This is a genomic window from Enterobacter sp. RHBSTW-00318, from assembly GCF_014101375.1.
GTDB classification, from domain to species: Bacteria; Pseudomonadota; Gammaproteobacteria; order Enterobacterales; family Enterobacteriaceae; genus Enterobacter; species Enterobacter ludwigii.
In genome coordinates, this window is the sequence record NZ_JABXQH010000001.1 from 1,371,788 (window position 1) to 1,390,889 (window position 19,102).

Sequence of the window (19,102 nt, forward strand, 5' to 3'; positions counted from 1 at the left end):
GCACACACAAGGTCGGATTTAACAAAAAAGATACAATTTTGTTATATTGCGTTAGCTATCACGCTTTTAAAACGTATGACCCTTACGACATGAAATGGCCCTGCAGCCGGTATCGATTTCCCGGGAACAGTAGTCTGGCATGCGACACAATATGCGACGAAGACCAGGTACGGCGACGAATGAGCAGGCAAGGATCGTGCTCTTTGATCCGCAACAGTTCGCACTCCTGCGGCGTAGCGCGAACCGCTTCCACGATGTGCTCCCCTTCCGTCAGCGGCGCGATGAGCGAAAGATAGGCATGCGGCGTGGTCTGGGTGTAATCCTGATCCAGGTACTCGGGCACCCGATCGGCGTTCACGCAGCGATCTTCAATCTGCACCGGGATGTCGTTTTCATAATGCACCATCACGGAATGAAAGATGCGGCTTCCCTCTTTGACATTCAGCTCCACGGCCTGCTCAGCGCTGGCCTGTGTCTCTTCGAGCACCAGCACTTCACAGTGGTGCTGATGGTTACGCGAGGCTATCTCATCGGCAATACTTCTGATCTCAAACAGTGCCGATTGCCCTTTCGGCTCCGCGACGAAGGTCCCGACCCCCTGCAGACGCACCAGAAGGCCCTCATCGGTCAGCTCGCGCAGCGCCCGGTTGATGGTCATTCGGCTAAAACCAAACTGTGCGACCAGTTCGGCCTCGGACGGAATGCGATCGTGCGGCCGCCAGACGCCGGTTGCGATTTTTTCGCTGATAGCCTGCTTTACCTTTTCGTAGAAAGGCGCGGGAGGGCTGGACTGCGACAGCGGTGAGCGTGAAAACATCCTGACTCCTTAAACGTTGTTATGCCCACCAGTGAGCAATTTGCCAGGCCAGACGGGCGGCAAGCTTTGCCCCCTGTCCGTCCCGATCGTACTGCGGGTTAAATTCTACCAGATCGGCAGCCTGCAGTTTTCCACTGCGGCAGATGTGTTCAATCACCGGCAGAAGATCCAGCGCGGGTACCCCTAACGCCGCGGGCGCTGAGACGGCTGGCATTTCGCCAGCAGGCAAAACATCGAGGTCAATGGTGAGGTAAACGCGGTCGGCCTGGGCCAGGACCTTGTCCAGAGCCGATAATGCATCTCGCCTGAAATGAAGGTCTTCCACCAGCGTGACGTTTAGTCGCTCAGCTTCATCCCACAGCGCCTGCGTGTTCGCCGCCCGGCTGACGCCCAGGCAGGCATACTGAAAATCGCGCGCCTGTTCCGCACAGTAGTGTGCCAGCTGACGAAACGGCGTGCCGGAGGTCGCGCGGTCCGCCTTGCGCAGGTCAAGGTGTGCATCCAGATTTATCACCACCACGCGCGCGTTCGGGAAAGCATCCAGAACCCCGCGGCCATGCGCCCAGGCGGTCTCGTGTCCCCCGCCAAAAACCAGCGTACGCATGCCGGACTGCTGGCAGGCCTGCACGGCATCGCTTAACGCCCGCTGAGCCGCTTCCAGATTATCGCCCTCGACATACACCGACCCCATATCCACCAGCCGGTCATGTCCATGATGACTTGCCATGTTCGCCAGCGCTTTGCGAAGCACCTCCGGGGCCTGTACGGCGCCGGGCCTGCCCTGATTGCGTTTTACCCCTTCATCACATTCAAACCCTATCAAAGCGATGCCGGACGACTGAGGGGTAAATACCGGCATCTGTCGCAGGGTCTGAAAAATACGTTTTGCATTGCTGGCCTCGGCGCTGTCGTCACGCCCCTGCCAGACGGTCTCGGCAACCGGCCGCCAGAGTCTCATATGCTCTCCCCACGGAAAATACGTTGATACAACGGATTGCGTCCCGGCTCGTAGACCATTTCGACCGGGTGATGTGCATCCCAGACGACAAAGTCAGCCACGAATCCAGCCTGCAGCTGCCCGTGCGTGGCCCCGCGTCCCAGCGCCTGGGCAGCATGTCGCGTCACGCCAGCCCAGGCCTCTTCAGGCGTCAGGCCAAACTGCACGCAGGCCATATTCATCGCGAGATGAATACTCGCGAACGGGCTGGTGCCGGGGTTATAGTCGGTGGCGACAGCCATGGGAACGCCCTCTTTTCTGAGCTGTTCAACCGGCGGACGCTGGCGCTCCTGAAGAAAATAGAACGCCCCCGGCAGTAATACCGCAACCGTGCCGTTGTGCGCCATCGCCTGAATACCGGCGTCGTCGAGATATTCAATATGATCGGCGGAAAGCCCCTTAAAGCGGCTGACCAGCGCCGCGCCGCCAAGATTTGAAAGCTGTTCCACGTGTCCTTTGACCGGAATCCCCAGGGCAGTGGCAGCGCGGAAAAGCCGCTCGGTTTGCGCTGGCGTGAAGCCGACGTTTTCGCAAAACACATCCACGGCTTCGAATAAGCCTTTTTGCCACAGCGTGGGCATCATCTGCTCGCACACCCTGGTGAGATACGCGTCCGCGTCGTGGCGGTATTCCGCCGGAACCGCATGCGCAGCCAGAAGCGTTGGGCTGATCTCTACCGGATTGTTCTGGCCCAGCTGGCGGGCGACCTGCAGCATCTTCTCTTCCGCTTCGGCGTTGAGACCATATCCCGACTTGATTTCAACCGTGGTCACCCCTTCATCGATCAGCCGCTGCAGACGCTGTTGCGCCAGCCTGAGCAGGGTCTCGGGCGAACTGCTCCGAGTCGCCGTCACGGTCGCGTTAATCCCGCCCCCCTGCGCGCTGATGGTTTGATAAGAGACGCCGTTCAGACGCTGCTCCCACTCTGCCGCACGATCGCCACCGAACACCAGGTGGGTATGGCAGTCAATCAGCCCGGGCGTGACCAGACGACCGTGCAGATCGACACAGTGACGGTGGCCGGAAGGGATGTCGGATTCGGGAATAACGGCCAGAATCGTCTGGCCGCGCACCACCAGGGCGTGCTGCGCTTTCAGGCCATAAGGCGTGCTGTCGTCCGGGATCATTGTCGCCAGTCGCGCATTGCGCCATATTACATCGTCGGGATGAAGCTGCTGCATGGGCATTCCACTTGTCATGGGTTGTATAGACATTTATTTTCATCTGCCCCCTGCTGTCAACCGCTCTGGCGGAAAATGTTATTTATTTGTGATGACTTTCCCGCCTCCCGCGGGTAAAAAATGCATCTTTTACCCTTTTTATCTTCCCGTTTCGCTCAACTTAGTATAAAAAAGCAGGCTATTTCGTCTATCCCGTTAAGACTTGCATACCCAGGAGCTTTACCTTGAACATTTCCAGGATTTCCCGTCTGGCGTTAGCGCTCGCCTTTGGCGTGACATTATCCGCATGCAGTTCTACCCCACCGGACCAGCAGCCTTCTGAGCAGGTTGCACCGGGTACCGCCTCTCGTCCGATTTTGTCCGCTGATGAAGCGAAGAACTTTGACCGTGCACACTACTTCTCGGCGATGGACCCTAACGCTGCGCCGTGGACACCGTCTTCTATTAACCTGCCGAAACAACCTGACTTCGTTGTCGGTCCGGCAGGCACGCAGGGCGTGACGCACACGACGATTCAGGCTGCGGTTGACGCGGCTATCACAAAACACAGCGCCTCTCGCCAGTACATCGCGATCCTGCCTGGGGAATATGAAGGCACCGTTTACGTTCCGGCAGCACCGGGCAGCATCACCCTTTACGGGACAGGCGAGAAAGCGGTCGACGTGAAAATTGGTCTGGCGATTGATTCTGAAATCGACAGCAACACCTGGCGTCGCCTGGTCAACCCGGCGGGTAAATACATGCCAGGCAAACCGGCGTGGTATATGTTTGACAACTGCCAGAGCAAGCGTGCAGCTACTATCGGCGTGATGTGTTCGGCGGTCGTCTGGTCTCAGAATAATGGCCTGCAGCTGCAAAACCTGACCATTCAGAATACCCTGGGCGATAGCGTGGATGCCGGTAACCACCAGGCCGTTGCACTGCGTAGCGATGGCGATAAAGTACAGATCAACAACGTGAATATTCTCGGCCGTCAGAACACCTTCTTTGTGACGAACAGCGGTGTTCAGAACACGCTGCAGAATAACCGTCTGACCCGTACGCTGGTCACTAACAGCTACGTTGAAGGTGACGTGGATCTGGTCTCCGGTCGCGGCGCGGTGGTGTTTGAGAACACCGATTTCCGCGTGGTGAATTCACGCACTCAGCAGGAAGGTTATGTGTTTGCCCCGGCCACGCAATCTAACCTGTTCTACGGCTTCCTGGCCGTTAACAGCCGCTTTAACGCGTCCGGTGACGGCGTCGCGCAGCTGGGCCGCTCGCTGGATGTGGACTCTGCCACCAACGGTCAGGTTGTTATTCGTGACAGCGTGATCAACGAAGGTTTCAACATGGCTAAGCCATGGGCCGATGCCGCTATCTCCAAACGTCCTTTCTCCGGCAATACCGGTAGCGTGGATGATAAAGGTAACGTGCAACGCAACCTGAATGACGCGAACTTCAACCGCATGTGGGAATACAACAACCGCGGTCTGGGTAGCAAAGTGGTTGCTGAGCCTAAGCAATAAAAGAATGCGTTGATGTCTTTTGCTGTACTCGCCCGGTGCCCACCGGGCATAAAAAAACCTCGCATTTGCGAGGTTTTTTGTTTTAAGCCTTTTAGTGTGCGTTTACCACCACCCACATTGGCCCCTGGCCGACGGCGTAACGCCCTTTCTCTTCCAGCAGCCCCTGCGCACCTTTGATTTCGTACAGCGCGATGTGGTGAGATTTTTGCCCCGCCGCAATCAGGTATTTACCGCTGTGATCGATATTAAACCCGCGTGGCTGGGTTTCGGTAGGCTGGAAACCTTCAATCGCCAGCACGCTACCGTCTTCAGAAACGCTGAATACCGTAATCAGGCTGGAGGTACGGTCGCAGGCATACAGATGACGCCCATCCGGGGTGATGTGAATATCAGCCGCCCAGCGGGTGTCAGAGAAGTCAGACGGCATCATATCCAGCGTCTGCACGCACTCAATCTTGCCGTTAGGATCTTTCAGTTCCCATACGTCAACAGAACTGTTCAGCTCGTTCACCACATAGGCGTACTGTTGGTTCGGGTGGAACACCAGATGGCGCGGGCCCGCGCCCTCAACGGTGGTCACTTCAGCAGGATTCTGCGCCACCAGGTGCCCATCATCGCTCAGGGTAAACAGGCAGATACGATCCTGTTTCAGCGCAGGGACCCACAGCGTACGGTTATCCGGAGAAATATTCGCCGAGTGGCATCCTTCCAGCCCGTCAACCACCTCCACGGTTTCAAGCGGTAGGCCCGCTTCCAGACGCGTTACGCTGACACAGCCGGCATTGTAAGAGCCGCTGAAGATGAAGTTGCCTTTGCGATCGGTGGAGATATGCGTTGGGCTGCCCGGTAAAGGTGCTTCCGCAGTGTAAGTCAGCGCGCCGTCGTCCGGCGAGATGCGGTAGGCCAGCACGCGAAACTCCGGGCGCACACCCACGTACAAGAAACGTTTATCCGGGCTGATAACCATCGGCTGCACCTGACCTGGCACATCAACAACCTGAACCAGCGTGAGGGTACCCTCGGTATTTAAACGCCAGACGTGGATCTGCTGGCTTTCAGGACTGGCGGTATAAACGGTTTGTTTCATGAATATTCACTCCTCACTGCGCATGAAAGTAGTTAACTTTTGACGGTGAATGCTGAATTGTCATCGGGAATTTTGAAGCCTTTGCCTCTCGGTGTACCATCCCTTCAGAACGTAAATTCAATATTAACCCGGAAAAACAAATGACCTCGCGTGTAATAGCTCTGGATTTAGACGGTACCTTACTTACTCCGCAGAAAACCCTTCTCCCCTCTTCCCTTGAAGCACTCAAACGCGCGCAGGAAGTGGGATATCAACTCCTTATCGTAACGGGTCGACATCACGTTGCCATTCATCCTTTTTATCAGGCACTGGCGTTAGATACACCTGCAATTTGTTGTAATGGCACTTATTTGTATGATTATCAGGCAAAAAAGGTTTTAGAATCCGATCCGCTGCCCGTGCCTCAGGCGCTGCAATTGATTGATCTGCTTGATGAGCATGCCATTCACGGCCTGATGTATGTGGATAACGCAATGGTGTATGAACGTCCGACAGGCCACGTGATCCGCACCAGCAACTGGGCATTGTCTCTGCCTGAAGCGCAGCGTCCGGTCTTTACCCAGGTTTCCTCCCTGCGCCAGACGGCTCAGGATGTCGATGCTATCTGGAAATTTGCGCTGACGGATGAAGATACCACCAAACTGAATGCCTTCGCGACGCACGTTGAACAAACGCTGGGTCTGGAGTGCGAGTGGTCCTGGCACGACCAGGTCGATATCGCCCGCAAAGGCAACAGCAAAGGCAAGCGTCTGACGCAGTTCGTGGAGTCACAGGGCGGGTCAATGCAGGATGTGATTGCCTTTGGCGATAACTACAACGACATCAGCATGCTGGAGGCCGCCGGTACAGGCGTGGCAATGGGCAACGCCGACGATGCGGTAAAAGCGCGTGCTAACGTCGTGATTGGTGATAACACCACCGACAGCATCGCGCAGTATATTTATACCCACCTGCTGTAATCAGGTGGTGATGGAGACGCTCTTGATTTGCGCGTAAAGCCACAGGCCAGGTTTGATTCCTAACTCATCTCTGGCCCACGGACTGATGCGCGCCCAGAGCGTCTTGCTGCCCACCTCGAGCTTCACCTCAACCTGACCGTTATCATCAAAACACTCCGCCACTTTCGCGCGCAGGATATTGCGAATACTGGTCTGCAGCGGCGCTTGCAGCACCAGAGAGACATCTGAAGCCTGAATACGTATACGCAACGCAGACTGCAGCGGTTTGTCGATTTTGTTGACCCACAAATGCTGGTCGCCCAGCGCCAGTGCGGTCATCGCATAATGTGGGTGATGTTCCAGCACGCTCACCTTAAGGATGCTGCTCTGCTGCTCCTTCGGTAACCACGGGTGCATCACGCTGCTGCCCCACACCTCTTCCAGATTACCGAATGCCTTAACGCTGCCCTCTTCCAGTACCAGCACTTTATCGGCCAGATGCAGGATCTCATCCAGCGAGTGGCTGACGTAGAGCATCGGGATATTGATTTCACGCGCAAGGCGCTGAAGATAGGGCAGCAGTTCACGTTTTCGCGGAATATCCAGCGAGGCCAGCGGTTCGTCGAGCAACAGCAGTTCTGGCGCGGTGAGCAACGCGCGGCCTATCGCTACGCGCTGTTTTTCACCACCAGAAAGCGATGAAGGGAGCCGGTCCAGCAGTGACTCAATGCCCAGCAGCGCCACCAGCTTATCAAATTGCGCGGCCATGCTTTTGGCCATGCCGTAGCGAAGATTACCGCGCACGCTGTAATGCGGAAATAATCGCGCATCCTGAAAAACATAACCAATTCGCCGCTTATCCGGTGCCAGGTAAATTTTGTTCTCAACGTCGTTTAAGACGCGATCGTTGAGCACAATCCGTCCGGACTGCGGCCGCGTCAGTCCGCTGATGGCATTGATCAATGAGGTTTTCCCTGCACCAGATACGCCAAAGATGGCGGTAATGCCGCTCGCAGGCAGCGTTTCGTTAAGGGTCAGGGTATGATTTCCCAGCGTCTGGGTGAACTGAAGTTCGAGCATGACTATTTCCCCATCCGCTCGCGACTGAGTCGCGCCAGCCATTCCGAAACCAGCAGCGAGACCAGCGCCAGCACAATTGAGATGATGCACAGCCGCGCCGCGGCACCTTCTCCACCCGGCGTCTGAATCAGGGTGTACATTGCTGACGGGATCGTCCGCGTCTCACCGGGGATATTCGACACAAAGGTAATCGTGGCACCAAACTCACCGAGCGAGCGGGCAAACGCCAGTACCGTGCCGACAATAATGCCCGGCAGCGTAAGCGGGAGCGTGATGGTGAAAAAGACGCGCCAGCGCCCGGCTCCCAGCGTGCGGGCAGCCTGTTCCAGTTTGATATCAACCCCTTCCAGCGCCAGGCGAATAGCCCTGACCATCAGCGGGAATGACATCACCGCCGCCGCCAGTACCGCCCCTCGCCAGCTAAACGCAAACGTCAGCCCAAACCAGTCATATAACCATTCGCCAATAAAACCGCGCCGCCCCATCGACACCAGCAGCAGGTAGCCAACCACCACCGGTGGCAACACGAGGGGAAGATGAAGAACGCTATCCAGCAGGGCTTTGCCGGGAAACTTACAGCGAACCAGTAACCAGGCAAAGAAGATCCCAAAGGGCAAACTCAGCGCAACCGCCAGGGAAGAGACTTTCAGGCTCAGCAGGACAGCCTGCCATTCAGAATCGGTCAATATCATTAGTGAGTCGTAAATCCGTAACGTTTAAAGATTGCGGACGCTTCGGGTCCCTTCAGGTATTCGCTGAAGGCCGTCACGGTCGCATTTTTATGTCCATCAACAATCGCAACAGGATATTCCACTTTCTTGTGGGAGTCTTCCGGGAACGTACCAACCACTTTCACCCCTTTACTGGCGACGGCGTCCGACCCGTAGACTATCCCCAGCGGCGCTTCATTACGTTCAACCAGCGCCAGAGCACCGCGCACATCTTCAGCCGGAGCCAGTGTGGGCGATAACGTCTCCCAGGCACCCAGTTTTTGCAATGCTTCTTTGGCGTAGATCCCCGCCGGTACATGCTCCGGATCGCCAACGGCCAGGCGTCCTCCGTTCAGCAGCCGGGTCCAGGGGGTCTCTTTGTTGATACTGATTTCGCCTTGCTGACTGGCTTTCGGCGCCACCACGACAAGGCTATTCCCCAGCAATGTTTCGCGGGTAGTCGCATCAATCGATTTCTTTTCAGCCGCGTAATCCATCCACTTCTGGTCTGCAGAGATGAACAGATCGGCCGGTGCTCCCGCTTCAATCTGACGTGCCAGCGTCGATGAAGAAGCAAAAGAGGAGACCACCTCGACGTTCTTCTCTTTTTTATACGCTGTCGCAATATCCTGCATCGCGTTGGTCAACGACGCCGCCGCAAAGACGGTAATTTTACCCTCGTCAGCCAGCGCGTGTCCGCTCAGCGAAAGTGTCAGCGTTGCCCCTGCGAAAAGGCGTACCCATGTACGTGCCATTTGTAGCTCCTGTGAGTATCGTTATATACACACTAATATAACGGTAACTCCGGGGAGATCCCAGCGTTAAATCGTACCGCTCAAGGGGTACAGCAAGCTGATGCTTTAAATAATATCGGCGAGAAAGGGAAATACTTGAGAGCAAAACGCCCGGGCAAGCCGGGCGTTTCGGGGGGAAATTAATGCTGCTTTTTAGCCTGGTCTCTGTGACCAATGTTCGAAAATACGTTGAACACTTCACCCAGGCCGTAGATGGCACCGAGGATAACGGCCATCACTACTGGTACCATGATCACGGCGAATACCAGACTTTTCAACAATTCCAACATGGTTTTCTCCAGATATTGTGAATGGCTTATTCTACCCTGAAAAGTGAGAAAAACATCCCCTTTTGTGCGGTGCCCTTTGCGACCTTCGCCATTTGGGTCACAATGCACTTTTTGCCAGGACAGTGTTATGCAGGCCGAAATTCTCCTCACTCTACGACTACAGCAGAAGCTTTTCGCCGATCCGCGACGTATCGCCCTGCTTAAACAAATAGAACAAACCGGTTCAATAAGCCAGGGGGCTAAGAACGCTGGCATTAGCTATAAAAGCGCCTGGGATGCCATCAACGACATGAACACCCTGAGCGAGCAAACGCTGGTTGACCGGGCCACGGGCGGCAAAGGCGGTGGAGGTGCGATCCTGACACGTTACGGCCAGCGCCTGGTTCAGCTGTATGATCTGCTGGCGCAGATCCAGCAAAAAGCATTTGATGTGTTAAGTGACGACGATAATCTCCCGCTGGACAGCCTGCTAGCTGCCATTTCCCGCTTTTCGCTGCAAACCAGCGCCCGTAACCAGTGGTTTGGTACGGTGATGGCGGGCGATAACGCCCAGGTGCAGCGTCATATTGAGATCCTGCTTGCCGATGGAACAACCCGTCTGAAAGCCGCGATTACCGCACAAAGCGCAGACCGACTGGCGCTGAATGAAGGTAAAGAGGTGCTGGTGTTACTGAAAGCGCCATGGGTGAATATCACTGCCGATGCCGAAAAAGCAAAAGCCGCTGATAACCAGCTACGCGGTGCCATCCGCCACGTTGAACGCGGTGAAGAGCAGTGTGAAGTACTGATGACCCTGCCGGACGGGCAAGAAATCTGCGCAACCCTTCCCCTCAGCGACGCCGCAGAATTAGAAGAAGGTGCTGTGGTGACCGCATATTTCAACGCCGACCGGGTGATTATCGCCACATTGTGCTGAGCACATTGACAAGCGTGTCGACAGTGAGTATCCCTGACATCTGTTGCTGCAAAAAATGGGATAAGTCATGTCATCATTGCATATTTCGCAAGGCACGTTTCGTCTTAGCGACACCCGAACGCTGACGATTTCTGATTTAACAATACGCGCCGGTGAAAGCTGGGCGTTTGTCGGTACAAACGGAAGCGGGAAATCAGCGCTGGCCCGTGCGCTGAGCGGAGAGCTCGCGCACCTTAAAGGTGAATACCAGTGTAACTTTACGCGCCTGACGCGCCTATCATTTGAACAGCTGCAAAAGCTGGTGAGCGATGAATGGCAGCGCAATAACACCGATTTACTCAGCCCGGGCGAAGAGGATACGGGCCGCACAACGGCAGACATTATTCAGGATGAGGTCAACAATCCTTCCCGTTGTGTGTATCTGGCAGAACAGTTTGGCATCACCTCCCTGCTGAACCGGCGCTTTAAATACCTCTCGACCGGTGAAACCCGAAAAACGCTGCTGTGTCAGGCGCTGATGAGCGAGCCGGAACTGTTGATTCTGGATGAACCGTTCGACGGTCTCGACGTGCAGTCCCGCGCACAGCTGGCCACCCTGCTCGGCTCGCTTAACCAGCAGGGCTATACGCTGGTACTGGTGCTTAACCGTTTTGATGAAATTCCTGAGTTTATTCAGAACGCCGGCGTGCTCGCTGACTGCAACCTGACTGAAACCGGCGAAAAATCGGCGTTACTTAAGCAGGCGTTAATTGCCCAACTGGCGCACAGTGAAAACCTGGACGGCATTACGCTGCCGGAACCGGACGCACCTTCTGCCCGCCACGCGTTAGATCCCCACCAGCCGCGCATCGTGCTGCGTGATGGCGTGGTAGCGTATGACGATCGGCCGATCCTTAATCATCTCAGCTGGACGGTCAACCCGGGTGAACACTGGCAAATTGTTGGCCCCAACGGCGCGGGAAAATCAACGCTGCTGAGCCTGATCACCGGCGATCACCCTCAGGGCTACAGTAACGATCTCACCCTGTTTGGCCGCCGCCGCGGAAGCGGTGAAACGATCTGGGATATCAAAAAGCATATCGGCTATGTCAGCAGCAGCCTGCATCTGGATTACCGGGTCAGCACCACCGTGCGCAATGTGATCCTGTCCGGGTATTTTGATTCCATCGGCATTTATCAGGCGGTCTCGGACAAACAGCATAAGCTGGCCCAGCAGTGGCTGGATATTCTGGGGATGGATAATCGGGTCGCTAACGCGCCGTTTCATAGCCTTTCATGGGGACAGCAGCGTCTGGCGCTGATCGTTCGCGCGCTGGTGAAACACCCGACCCTTCTGATCCTCGACGAACCGCTACAGGGCCTGGACCCATTAAACCGCCAGCTGATCCGCCGTTTTGTGGATGTCCTGATTAGCGAAGGCGAAACGCAGCTGCTGTTCGTTTCCCATCATGCCGAAGATGCCCCGTCCTGCATTACGCACCGCCTCGAGTTTGTGCCCGACGGTGAACGCTATCAGTACCTGCTGAGCAAAATCGATTAACTCCGGAGGGCTCTGCCCCTCCGTTTTTTCGGATAACCTGCACAAAGACTTCACTATCCCTTTGATCTACAATGTCGCATTGCCGCCAAAAAACGGATTTTAAAAGCAGTGTAAACGATTCCACTATTTTATCCCATGTCACACTTTTCGCGTCTCTGTTATGCTATGGTTATTACATACCATAAGCCCAATGGAGCGAAATATGCGAGTTCTGGTAACAGGTGGTAGCGGTTACATTGGTAGTCATACCTGCGTGCAGCTGCTGCAAAATGGTCATGATGTCATCATCCTCGACAACCTGTGCAATAGTAAGCGCAGCGTGCTGCCTGTGATTGAACGTCTTGGCGGTAAACAACCGACCTTCGTGGAAGGCGACATCCGCAATGAAGCGTTGATGACCGAGATCCTTCACGACCATGCCATTGAGACGGTGATCCATTTCGCCGGCCTGAAAGCGGTGGGTGAATCCGTCGCGAAACCGCTGGAGTATTACGACAACAACGTCAACGGTACCCTGCGTTTGATCTCCGCCATGCGCGCAGCGAACGTCAAAAACTTTATCTTCAGCTCTTCCGCAACCGTCTACGGCGATCAGCCAAAAATCCCTTACGTTGAAAGCTTCCCGACCGGTACGCCGCAAAGCCCGTATGGCAAAAGCAAACTGATGGTGGAGCAGATCCTCACCGATCTGCAAAAAGCACAGCCTGAATGGAGCATCGCCTTGCTGCGCTACTTCAACCCGGTTGGCGCCCATCCGTCAGGCGATATGGGTGAAGATCCACAGGGCATCCCGAATAACCTGATGCCGTACATCGCCCAGGTGGCCGTTGGCCGCCGTGAGTCTCTGGCTATTTTCGGTAATGATTATCCAACCGAAGACGGTACCGGTGTGCGTGATTATATCCACGTCATGGATCTGGCCGACGGCCACGTGGCGGCAATGCAGCAGCTGGCCGATAAGCCAGGCGTGCATATTTATAACCTCGGCGCCGGGATCGGCAGCAGCGTGCTGGACGTCGTGAATGCCTTCAGTAAGGCCTGCGGTAAGCCTGTGAACTATCACTTCGCACCGCGCCGTGAAGGCGACCTCCCGGCTTACTGGGCCGATGCCTCCAAAGCCGATAAAGAGCTTAACTGGCGTGTCACCCGCACGCTTGATGAAATGGCACAGGATACCTGGCACTGGCAGTCTCGCCATCCACAAGGTTATCCGGACTAAGGATCCGTCATGACTTCGTTCAATCCCGTCGATCATCCGCATCGTCGTTTTAACCCGCTAAGCGGGCAATGGATTTTGGTTTCTCCGCATCGCGCCAAGCGCCCCTGGCAGGGGGCGCAAGAGACGCCTGCAAAACAGACGCTTCCCCAGCACGACCCGGACTGCTTCCTGTGTCCGGGCAACACGCGTGTGACGGGCGATAAAAACCCGGACTACAAAGGCACCTTCGTTTTCACCAACGATTTTGCCGCCCTGATGACCGACACGCCCGACGCGCCGGATAGCCAGGACCCGCTGATGCGCTGTGAAAGCGCGCGCGGCACCAGCCGTGTTATCTGTTTCTCGCCCGACCACAGCAAAACGCTGCCGGAGCTGAGTGTTGACGCGCTGAAAGAGGTCGTCAGCACCTGGCAGACGCAAACTGCTGAGCTGGGTCAGACCTACCCGTGGGTACAAGTGTTCGAAAACAAGGGCGCGGCAATGGGCTGCTCTAACCCGCACCCGCACGGTCAGATCTGGGCCAACAGTTTCCTGCCAAACGAAGCCGAGCGTGAAGACCGTCTGCAAAAAGCCTATTTCGCGGAAAACGGATCGCCGATGCTGGTGGATTACACCCGTCGTGAACTGGCCGATGGCAGCCGAACGGTGGTGGAAACCGAGCATTGGCTGGCCGTCGTACCTTACTGGGCAGCATGGCCATTTGAGACGCTGCTTCTGCCAAAAGCACAGGTTCTGCGCATCACCGATCTGAGCGACGCACAGCGCGATGACCTCGCCCTGGCACTGAAGAAACTGACCAGCCGTTATGACAACCTGTTCCAGTGCTCCTTCCCGTACTCAATGGGCTGGCATGGCGCTCCGTTTAACGGTGAAGAGAATCAACACTGGCAGTTGCATGCCCATTTCTATCCGCCGCTGCTGCGCTCTGCGACGGTACGTAAATTCATGGTGGGCTATGAAATGCTGGCAGAAACCCAGCGTGACCTGACGGCAGAACAGGCTGCAGAACGCCTGCGTGCTGTGAGTGACGTCCATTATCGCGAATCAGGAGTCTAAAAAATGAGTCTGAAAGATAAAACACAATCCCTGTTTGCTGAGAAATTTGGCTACCCTGCCACCCATGTCATTCAGGCGCCTGGCCGCGTGAACCTGATTGGTGAACATACCGACTATAACGATGGTTTCGTTCTGCCGTGCGCCATTGATTACCAGACGGTCATTAGCTGCGCTAAGCGCGATGATCGCAAAGTCCGCGTTATTGCAGCGGATTACAACAATGAGACGGATGAGTTTTCCCTCGATGCACCCATCGTTACCCACGACAGCCAGCAATGGTCTAACTACGTGCGCGGCGTGGTAAAACACCTGCAGAAACGTAATAAAAACGTGGGCGGCGCTGATCTGGTCATCAGCGGAAACGTGCCTCAGGGCGCCGGGTTAAGCTCGTCCGCGTCGCTGGAAGTCGCCGTGGGTACCGTCTTCCAGCAGCTTTATCATCTGCCGCTGGACGGGGCACAAATCGCCCTGAATGGTCAGGAAGCGGAAAACCAGTTTGTGGGCTGTAACTGCGGCATCATGGACCAGTTGATCTCTGCGCTGGGTAAAAAAGAGCATGCCTTGCTTATCGACTGCCGCTCTCTGGGCACCAAAGCCGTTCCCTTGCCAAAAGGCGCAGCTGTGGTAATTATTAACAGCAACTTTAAACGCACGCTGGTGGGCAGCGAGTACAACACCCGCCGCGAGCAGTGTGAAACCGGCGCACGTTTCTTCCAGCAACCTGCGCTGCGTGACGTTTCGCTCAACGAATTCAATAAAGTGGCGCACGAACTGGATCCGGTAGTGGCGAAACGCGTTCGTCATGTGCTGACGGAAAATGCCCGTACCGTTGAAGCGGCGTCCGCGCTGGCGAAAGGCGACCTGAAACGTATGGGTGAACTGATGGCAGAATCTCACGCCTCCATGCGCGATGATTTTGAAATCACCGTTCCGCAAATCGATACCCTGGTGGACATCGTCAAAGCCACGATTGGCGATAAAGGCGGCGTGCGTATGACCGGCGGCGGCTTCGGTGGCTGCATTGTTGCCCTGATGCCGGAAGAGCTCGTCCCTGCCGTCCAGCAGGCGGTGGAAAAACAGTACGAAGCGAAAACAGGTATTAAAGAAACTTTCTACGTGTGTAAAGCATCACAAGGAGCAGGACAGTGCTAAACGAAACGCCAACCCTTGCCCCGGATGGCCTGCCGTATCGCCTGTTAACCCTGCGCAACAGCGCAGGAATGGTGGTTACGTTAATGGACTGGGGTGCCACTTTGCTATCCGCTCGCGTACCAATGCCTGATGGCAGCGTACGTGAAACCCTGCTTGGCTGCGCGTCGCCTGAGCAGTATGTCAATCAGTCCGCCTATCTTGGCGCGTCTGTCGGCCGTTATGCTAACCGCATCGCGAAAAGCGCTTTCGAACTTGATGGCGAGCGTTACTCGTTGCTTTCCAGTCAGGGCGAAAACCAGTTGCACGGTGGACCTGAAGGGTTCGATAAGCGCCGCTGGAAAATCGTTCAGCAAAACGACCGCGAAGTGCTGTTCTCACTGGACTCGCGTGACGGTGACCAGGGATTCCCCGGTAACCTCACCGCGTTCGCGCATTTCACGCTGGCTGACGATAACCGTATCGCCATTGAATATCGTGCGAAAGTTGATAAGCCGTGCCCGGTCAATCTGACCAACCACGCTTATTTCAACCTGGACGGCAACCAGTGCGACGTGCGTAATCACACGCTCCAGATCCTGGCCGATGCCTATCTGCCGGTGGATGAAATGGGGATCCCGTATCAGGGGCTCAAGGCCGTCAGCGGTACCAGCTTTGATTTCCGCAGCGGAAAAACCATCGCACAGGATTTCCTGAGCGATGACGATCAGCGCAAGGTGAAAGGCTATGACCACGCGTTCCTGCTGCAGGCGAAAGGTGATGTGACTCAGCCTGCCGCGCAGGTCTGGTCTGCAGATGAGAAACTGCAGATGACGGTCTACACCACGGCCCCTGCCCTGCAATTCTATTCAGGCAACTACCTTGGCGGTACCACGGCACGCGAACATGAAGAGTACAGCGACTGGCAAGGTCTGGCGCTGGAAAGCGAGTTCCTTCCGGACAGCCCGAACCATCCAGAATGGCCACAGCCGGACTGTGTGCTGCGCCCGGGTGAAGAGTACGTTAGCGTGACAGAATATCATTTCATCCCGCATTCATAATTCCCAGCCCTCCTTGCGGAGGGCTTTTTCTCTCCGTGTTGCTGAAAATAGCGCCGATCGCAGACAAAATCATAACCCTGGATTCACAAGCATCTTACACTCAGAGACTATTTTCGCTATGGTTAGGGTTAAGCGTTGCTGCTGGCACTGTCACGGCAATATAATGAGAATTGTTATCATTCAATAAAGCTTATGAGGAGTACGATATGGCTGTAACTAAGCTGGTCCTGGTGCGTCATGGCGAAAGCCAGTGGAACAACGAAAACCGCTTTACCGGTTGGTACGACGTTGATCTGTCAGAAAAAGGCGTAAGCGAAGCAAAAGCAGCAGGTAAACTGCTGAAGGCTGAAGGCTTCAGCTTTGATTTTGCTTACACCTCTGTGCTGAAACGTGCCATCCATACTCTGTGGAACGTTCTGGACGAACTGGATCAGGCCTGGCTGCCGGTTGAGAAATCCTGGAAACTGAACGAGCGTCACTACGGTGCGCTGCAGGGTCTGAACAAAGCGGAAACCGCTGAAAAATACGGTGACGAGCAGGTTAAACAGTGGCGTCGCGGCTTCGCGGTAACCCCACCAGAGCTGACCAAAGATGACGAGCGCTACCCGGGCCACGACCCGCGTTACGCGAAACTGACGGATGCTGAGCTGCCAACGACCGAGAGCCTGGCGCTGACCATCGACCGCGTTGTGCCTTACTGGAACGAAACCATTCTGCCACGCCTGAAAAGCGGCGAGCGCGTGATCATCGCAGCTCACGGTAACTCCCTGCGTGCGCTGGTGAAATACCTGGACAACATGGGTGAAGACGAGATCCTCGAACTGAACATCCCAACTGGCGTTCCGCTGGTGTATGAGTTCGACGAAAACTTCAAACCAATCAAACATTACTATCTGGGCAACGCTGATGAGATCGCTGCAAAAGCCGCGGCTGTAGCGAACCAGGGTAAAGCGAAATAATTTTCGCTGGACATAAAAAAAGCGTGGAGCAATCCACGCTTTTTTATTTGGCTCCTGAAACTCAGCCGCGACGCGCTTTTACCGCATTCGCCAGCTGACGCAGAAGGACATCCGTATCGTCCCAGCCGATGCAGGCGTCCGTGACGCTCTTACCGTAGACCAGCGGCTCGCTGCCTTCCAGATTCTGGTTGCCTTCCACCAGATGGCTTTCGATCATCACGCCAATGATCGCGTTCTCACCGCCGGCAATCTGCTGACAAACATCGGCGCCGACTTCCATCTGCTTTTTAAACTGCTTGCTGGAGTTGGCATGGCTGAAGTCGATCATCACCTGTTGTGGCAGACCCGCTTTTTCCAGCCCGACCTTCACGTCTGCGACATGTTTTGCGCTGTAGTTCGGCTCTTTACCGCCACGCAGAATAATATGACAGTCACCGTTACCGCTGGTATTCACAATGGCGGAGTGACCCCATTTGGTGACGGACAGGAAGCAGTGCGGTGCCCCGGCGGCATTGATGGCGTCAATTGCCACCTTAATGGTGCCATCGGTACCGTTTTTAAAACCAACCGGACACGAGAGACCTGACGCCAGTTCGCGGTGAACCTGAGATTCTGTAGTACGCGCACCGATTGCGCCCCAGCTCATCAGATCCGCCAGATATTGCGGCGTAATCATGTCGAGGAACTCACCGGCAGCCGGCAAACCGCTGTCGTTGATCTCCAGCAGCAGTTTGCGCGCAATACGCAGACCGTCGTTGATCTGGAAACTGTTATCCATATGCGGGTCGTTAATGAGCCCTTTCCAGCCAACGGTTGTACGCGGCTTTTCAAAGTAAACACGCATGACAATTTCCAGCTCGCCTTGCAGTTCTTCGCGAAGCTGAAGCAACCTTGCTGCGTACTCTTTGGCCGCAGCAGGATCGTGAATTGAGCAAGGGCCAATCACCACCAGAAGACGATCGTCATTACCTTTCAGGATCTTATGGATCGCTTTACGAGCATGAGACACCGTGTTTGCGGCATTTTCAGTGGCGGGGAATTTCTCAAGGAGTGCTACAGGAGGTAATAACTCATTGATCTCTTTAATACGTAAATCGTCGTTCTGATAATTCATTTTCTTTCCAGCTCTGCCATATCTTTAGTAATGAAAGCAATCCTTTCAATCTAACTTGCCGACCAGAAAGTGTAAACACGGTTTTACACTTCACGCAGATAATTCCTGGAATTCACCTAAAAATCGCCACAAAATAGCGAAAAACGAGATCTAACCTAAGCTTTTTAACTGTAACAACCACTTTTGTTTGATTAAACGCGATTCCATACTGACGTAAGTCCGTATGACGGAATCTTTCGCCTCTGAAAAAGATGCACTGTTGGAAAATGTTATCCAGCGTAACGACAAGAACAGGAGCACCAAGATGAAAATGACGAAACTGGCAACCCTCTTCCTCACAGCCTCCCTTACCCTGGCAAGCGGCAGCGTCCTTGCCGCTGAGACGGGCTCAACAGATAACAACGGTGACGCGAATGCCGCGGCGGCGGCGGGACAGGTCGCCCCTGATGCAAAACAGAATATCGCCCCGAATAATGTCGATAACAGCCAGATCAATACCGGGAACACTAATACCGGAGGCACGATGTTGCATCCGGACAGTAGCGGCTCTGGCACCATGAATCATGACACGATGAGTACCGATGAGATGCATAAGAACACCATGTGCAAAGACGGTAAGTGTCCGAATTCGAATGACAAAGTGGGCGACGATGCCAATACCAAAACGGATGGCACAACCCAATAATCCGTGACGGATGTAAACGTAA

General features: G+C 55.1%; 19 protein-coding genes. 10 read left to right on the forward strand and 9 right to left on the reverse strand.

Features of this window, described 5'->3' with window-relative positions; all coding sequences use genetic code 11:
* Positions 1-82: 82 nt before the first annotated feature.
* The 3 genes from HV157_RS06745 to hutI are packed head-to-tail and all read right to left on the reverse strand — an operon-like array spanning position 83 to position 2,995.
* The gene (locus tag HV157_RS06745) at positions 83-817 is read right to left on the reverse strand and encodes a histidine utilization repressor (RefSeq protein ID WP_014169210.1); all 735 of its coding nucleotides are present in this window, start codon (positions 815-817) and stop codon (positions 83-85) included.
* A gap of 19 nt (positions 818-836) precedes the next feature.
* Positions 837-1,775 (reverse strand): formimidoylglutamase, encoded by a 939-nt coding sequence (gene hutG, locus HV157_RS06750; protein ID WP_047743876.1) that lies wholly within the window; start codon positions 1,773-1,775, stop codon positions 837-839.
* Entirely contained in the window at positions 1,772-2,995 is a 1,224-nt protein-coding gene (gene hutI, locus HV157_RS06755) for an imidazolonepropionase (protein ID WP_182268655.1), read from the reverse strand. Before hutI ends, hutG begins: the two co-directional genes overlap by 4 nt.
* Before the next feature lie 224 nt (positions 2,996-3,219).
* Between hutI and HV157_RS06760 the strand changes: the two genes are divergently transcribed.
* Positions 3,220-4,503: a putative acyl-CoA thioester hydrolase gene (locus HV157_RS06760; protein ID WP_014169207.1), complete on the forward strand. Its 1,284-nt coding sequence runs from the start codon at positions 3,220-3,222 to the stop codon at positions 4,501-4,503.
* A gap of 91 nt (positions 4,504-4,594) precedes the next feature.
* On the opposite strand, the gene pgl is transcribed toward HV157_RS06760, so the two are convergent.
* Entirely contained in the window at positions 4,595-5,590 is a 996-nt protein-coding gene (pgl, locus tag HV157_RS06765) for a 6-phosphogluconolactonase (RefSeq protein WP_182268363.1), read from the reverse strand.
* Positions 5,591-5,730: 140 nt separating this feature from the next.
* On the opposite strand from pgl, the gene HV157_RS06770 reads away from it, so the two are divergent.
* Positions 5,731-6,549 carry a pyridoxal phosphatase gene (locus HV157_RS06770; protein ID WP_182268362.1) on the forward strand — a complete coding sequence of 273 codons (819 nt, stop codon included), beginning with the start codon at positions 5,731-5,733 and terminating at the stop codon, positions 6,547-6,549.
* Here HV157_RS06770 and modC read toward each other — a convergent pair whose 3' ends face one another.
* The 4 genes from modC to HV157_RS06790 form a co-directional block, all read right to left on the reverse strand.
* Positions 6,550-7,608, reverse strand: coding sequence for a molybdenum ABC transporter ATP-binding protein ModC (gene modC / locus HV157_RS06775; protein WP_020884945.1), 1,059 nt, complete (start codon positions 7,606-7,608; stop codon positions 6,550-6,552). It abuts the gene before it with no gap.
* A 2-nt stretch (positions 7,609-7,610) separates the two neighbouring features.
* Entirely contained in the window at positions 7,611-8,300 is a 690-nt protein-coding gene (modB, locus tag HV157_RS06780; RefSeq protein ID WP_182268361.1) for a molybdate ABC transporter permease subunit, read from the reverse strand.
* Entirely contained in the window at positions 8,300-9,073 is a 774-nt protein-coding gene (gene modA / locus HV157_RS06785; protein ID WP_151887592.1) for a molybdate ABC transporter substrate-binding protein, read from the reverse strand. The genes modB and modA overlap by 1 nt, the downstream gene beginning before the upstream one ends.
* Positions 9,074-9,252: 179 nt before the next feature.
* Positions 9,253-9,402 (reverse strand): AcrZ family multidrug efflux pump-associated protein, encoded by a 150-nt coding sequence (locus HV157_RS06790; protein ID WP_020884948.1) that lies wholly within the window; start codon positions 9,400-9,402, stop codon positions 9,253-9,255.
* Positions 9,403-9,529: 127 nt separating this feature from the next.
* Between HV157_RS06790 and modE the strand changes: the two genes are divergently transcribed.
* The 7 genes from modE to gpmA all read left to right on the forward strand — a co-directional run bounded on the left by modE (position 9,530) and on the right by gpmA (position 17,281).
* Complete coding sequence (gene modE, locus HV157_RS06795; protein WP_020884949.1) at positions 9,530-10,318, forward strand: molybdenum-dependent transcriptional regulator; 789 nt, start codon at positions 9,530-9,532, stop codon at positions 10,316-10,318.
* 67 nt (positions 10,319-10,385) lie between these two features.
* On the forward strand, positions 10,386-11,858 hold the full coding sequence (gene modF / locus HV157_RS06800) for a molybdate ABC transporter ATP-binding protein ModF (protein WP_182268360.1): 1,473 nt from the start codon (positions 10,386-10,388) through the stop codon (positions 11,856-11,858).
* Between the two features lie 202 nt (positions 11,859-12,060).
* Positions 12,061-13,077, forward strand: coding sequence for a UDP-glucose 4-epimerase GalE (gene galE, locus HV157_RS06805; protein ID WP_020884951.1), 1,017 nt, complete (start codon positions 12,061-12,063; stop codon positions 13,075-13,077).
* Positions 13,078-13,086: 9 nt separating this feature from the next.
* On the forward strand, positions 13,087-14,133 hold the full coding sequence (gene galT / locus HV157_RS06810; RefSeq protein WP_014169198.1) for a galactose-1-phosphate uridylyltransferase: 1,047 nt from the start codon (positions 13,087-13,089) through the stop codon (positions 14,131-14,133).
* 3 nt (positions 14,134-14,136) lie between these two features.
* Positions 14,137-15,285, forward strand: coding sequence for a galactokinase (gene galK, locus HV157_RS06815; RefSeq protein ID WP_025204645.1), 1,149 nt, complete (start codon positions 14,137-14,139; stop codon positions 15,283-15,285).
* Entirely contained in the window at positions 15,279-16,322 is a 1,044-nt protein-coding gene (gene galM / locus HV157_RS06820; RefSeq protein WP_032677707.1) for a galactose-1-epimerase, read from the forward strand. The genes galK and galM overlap by 7 nt, the downstream gene beginning before the upstream one ends.
* Positions 16,323-16,528: 206 nt before the next feature.
* A complete protein-coding gene (gene gpmA, locus HV157_RS06825; RefSeq protein ID WP_020884954.1) occupies positions 16,529-17,281 on the forward strand; it encodes a 2,3-diphosphoglycerate-dependent phosphoglycerate mutase in 753 nt (250 codons plus the stop codon).
* 61 nt (positions 17,282-17,342) lie between these two features.
* On the opposite strand, the gene aroG is transcribed toward gpmA, so the two are convergent.
* Positions 17,343-18,395, reverse strand: a complete 1,053-nt coding sequence (gene aroG / locus HV157_RS06830; protein WP_040016953.1) for a 3-deoxy-7-phosphoheptulonate synthase AroG — start codon at positions 18,393-18,395, stop codon at positions 17,343-17,345.
* Between the two features lie 304 nt (positions 18,396-18,699).
* Here aroG and HV157_RS06835 point away from each other — a divergent pair, with 304 nt between their 5' ends.
* On the forward strand, positions 18,700-19,080 hold the full coding sequence (locus HV157_RS06835) for a YbgS-like family protein (RefSeq protein ID WP_025204646.1): 381 nt from the start codon (positions 18,700-18,702) through the stop codon (positions 19,078-19,080).
* The last annotated feature ends 22 nt before the right edge of the window (positions 19,081-19,102 follow it).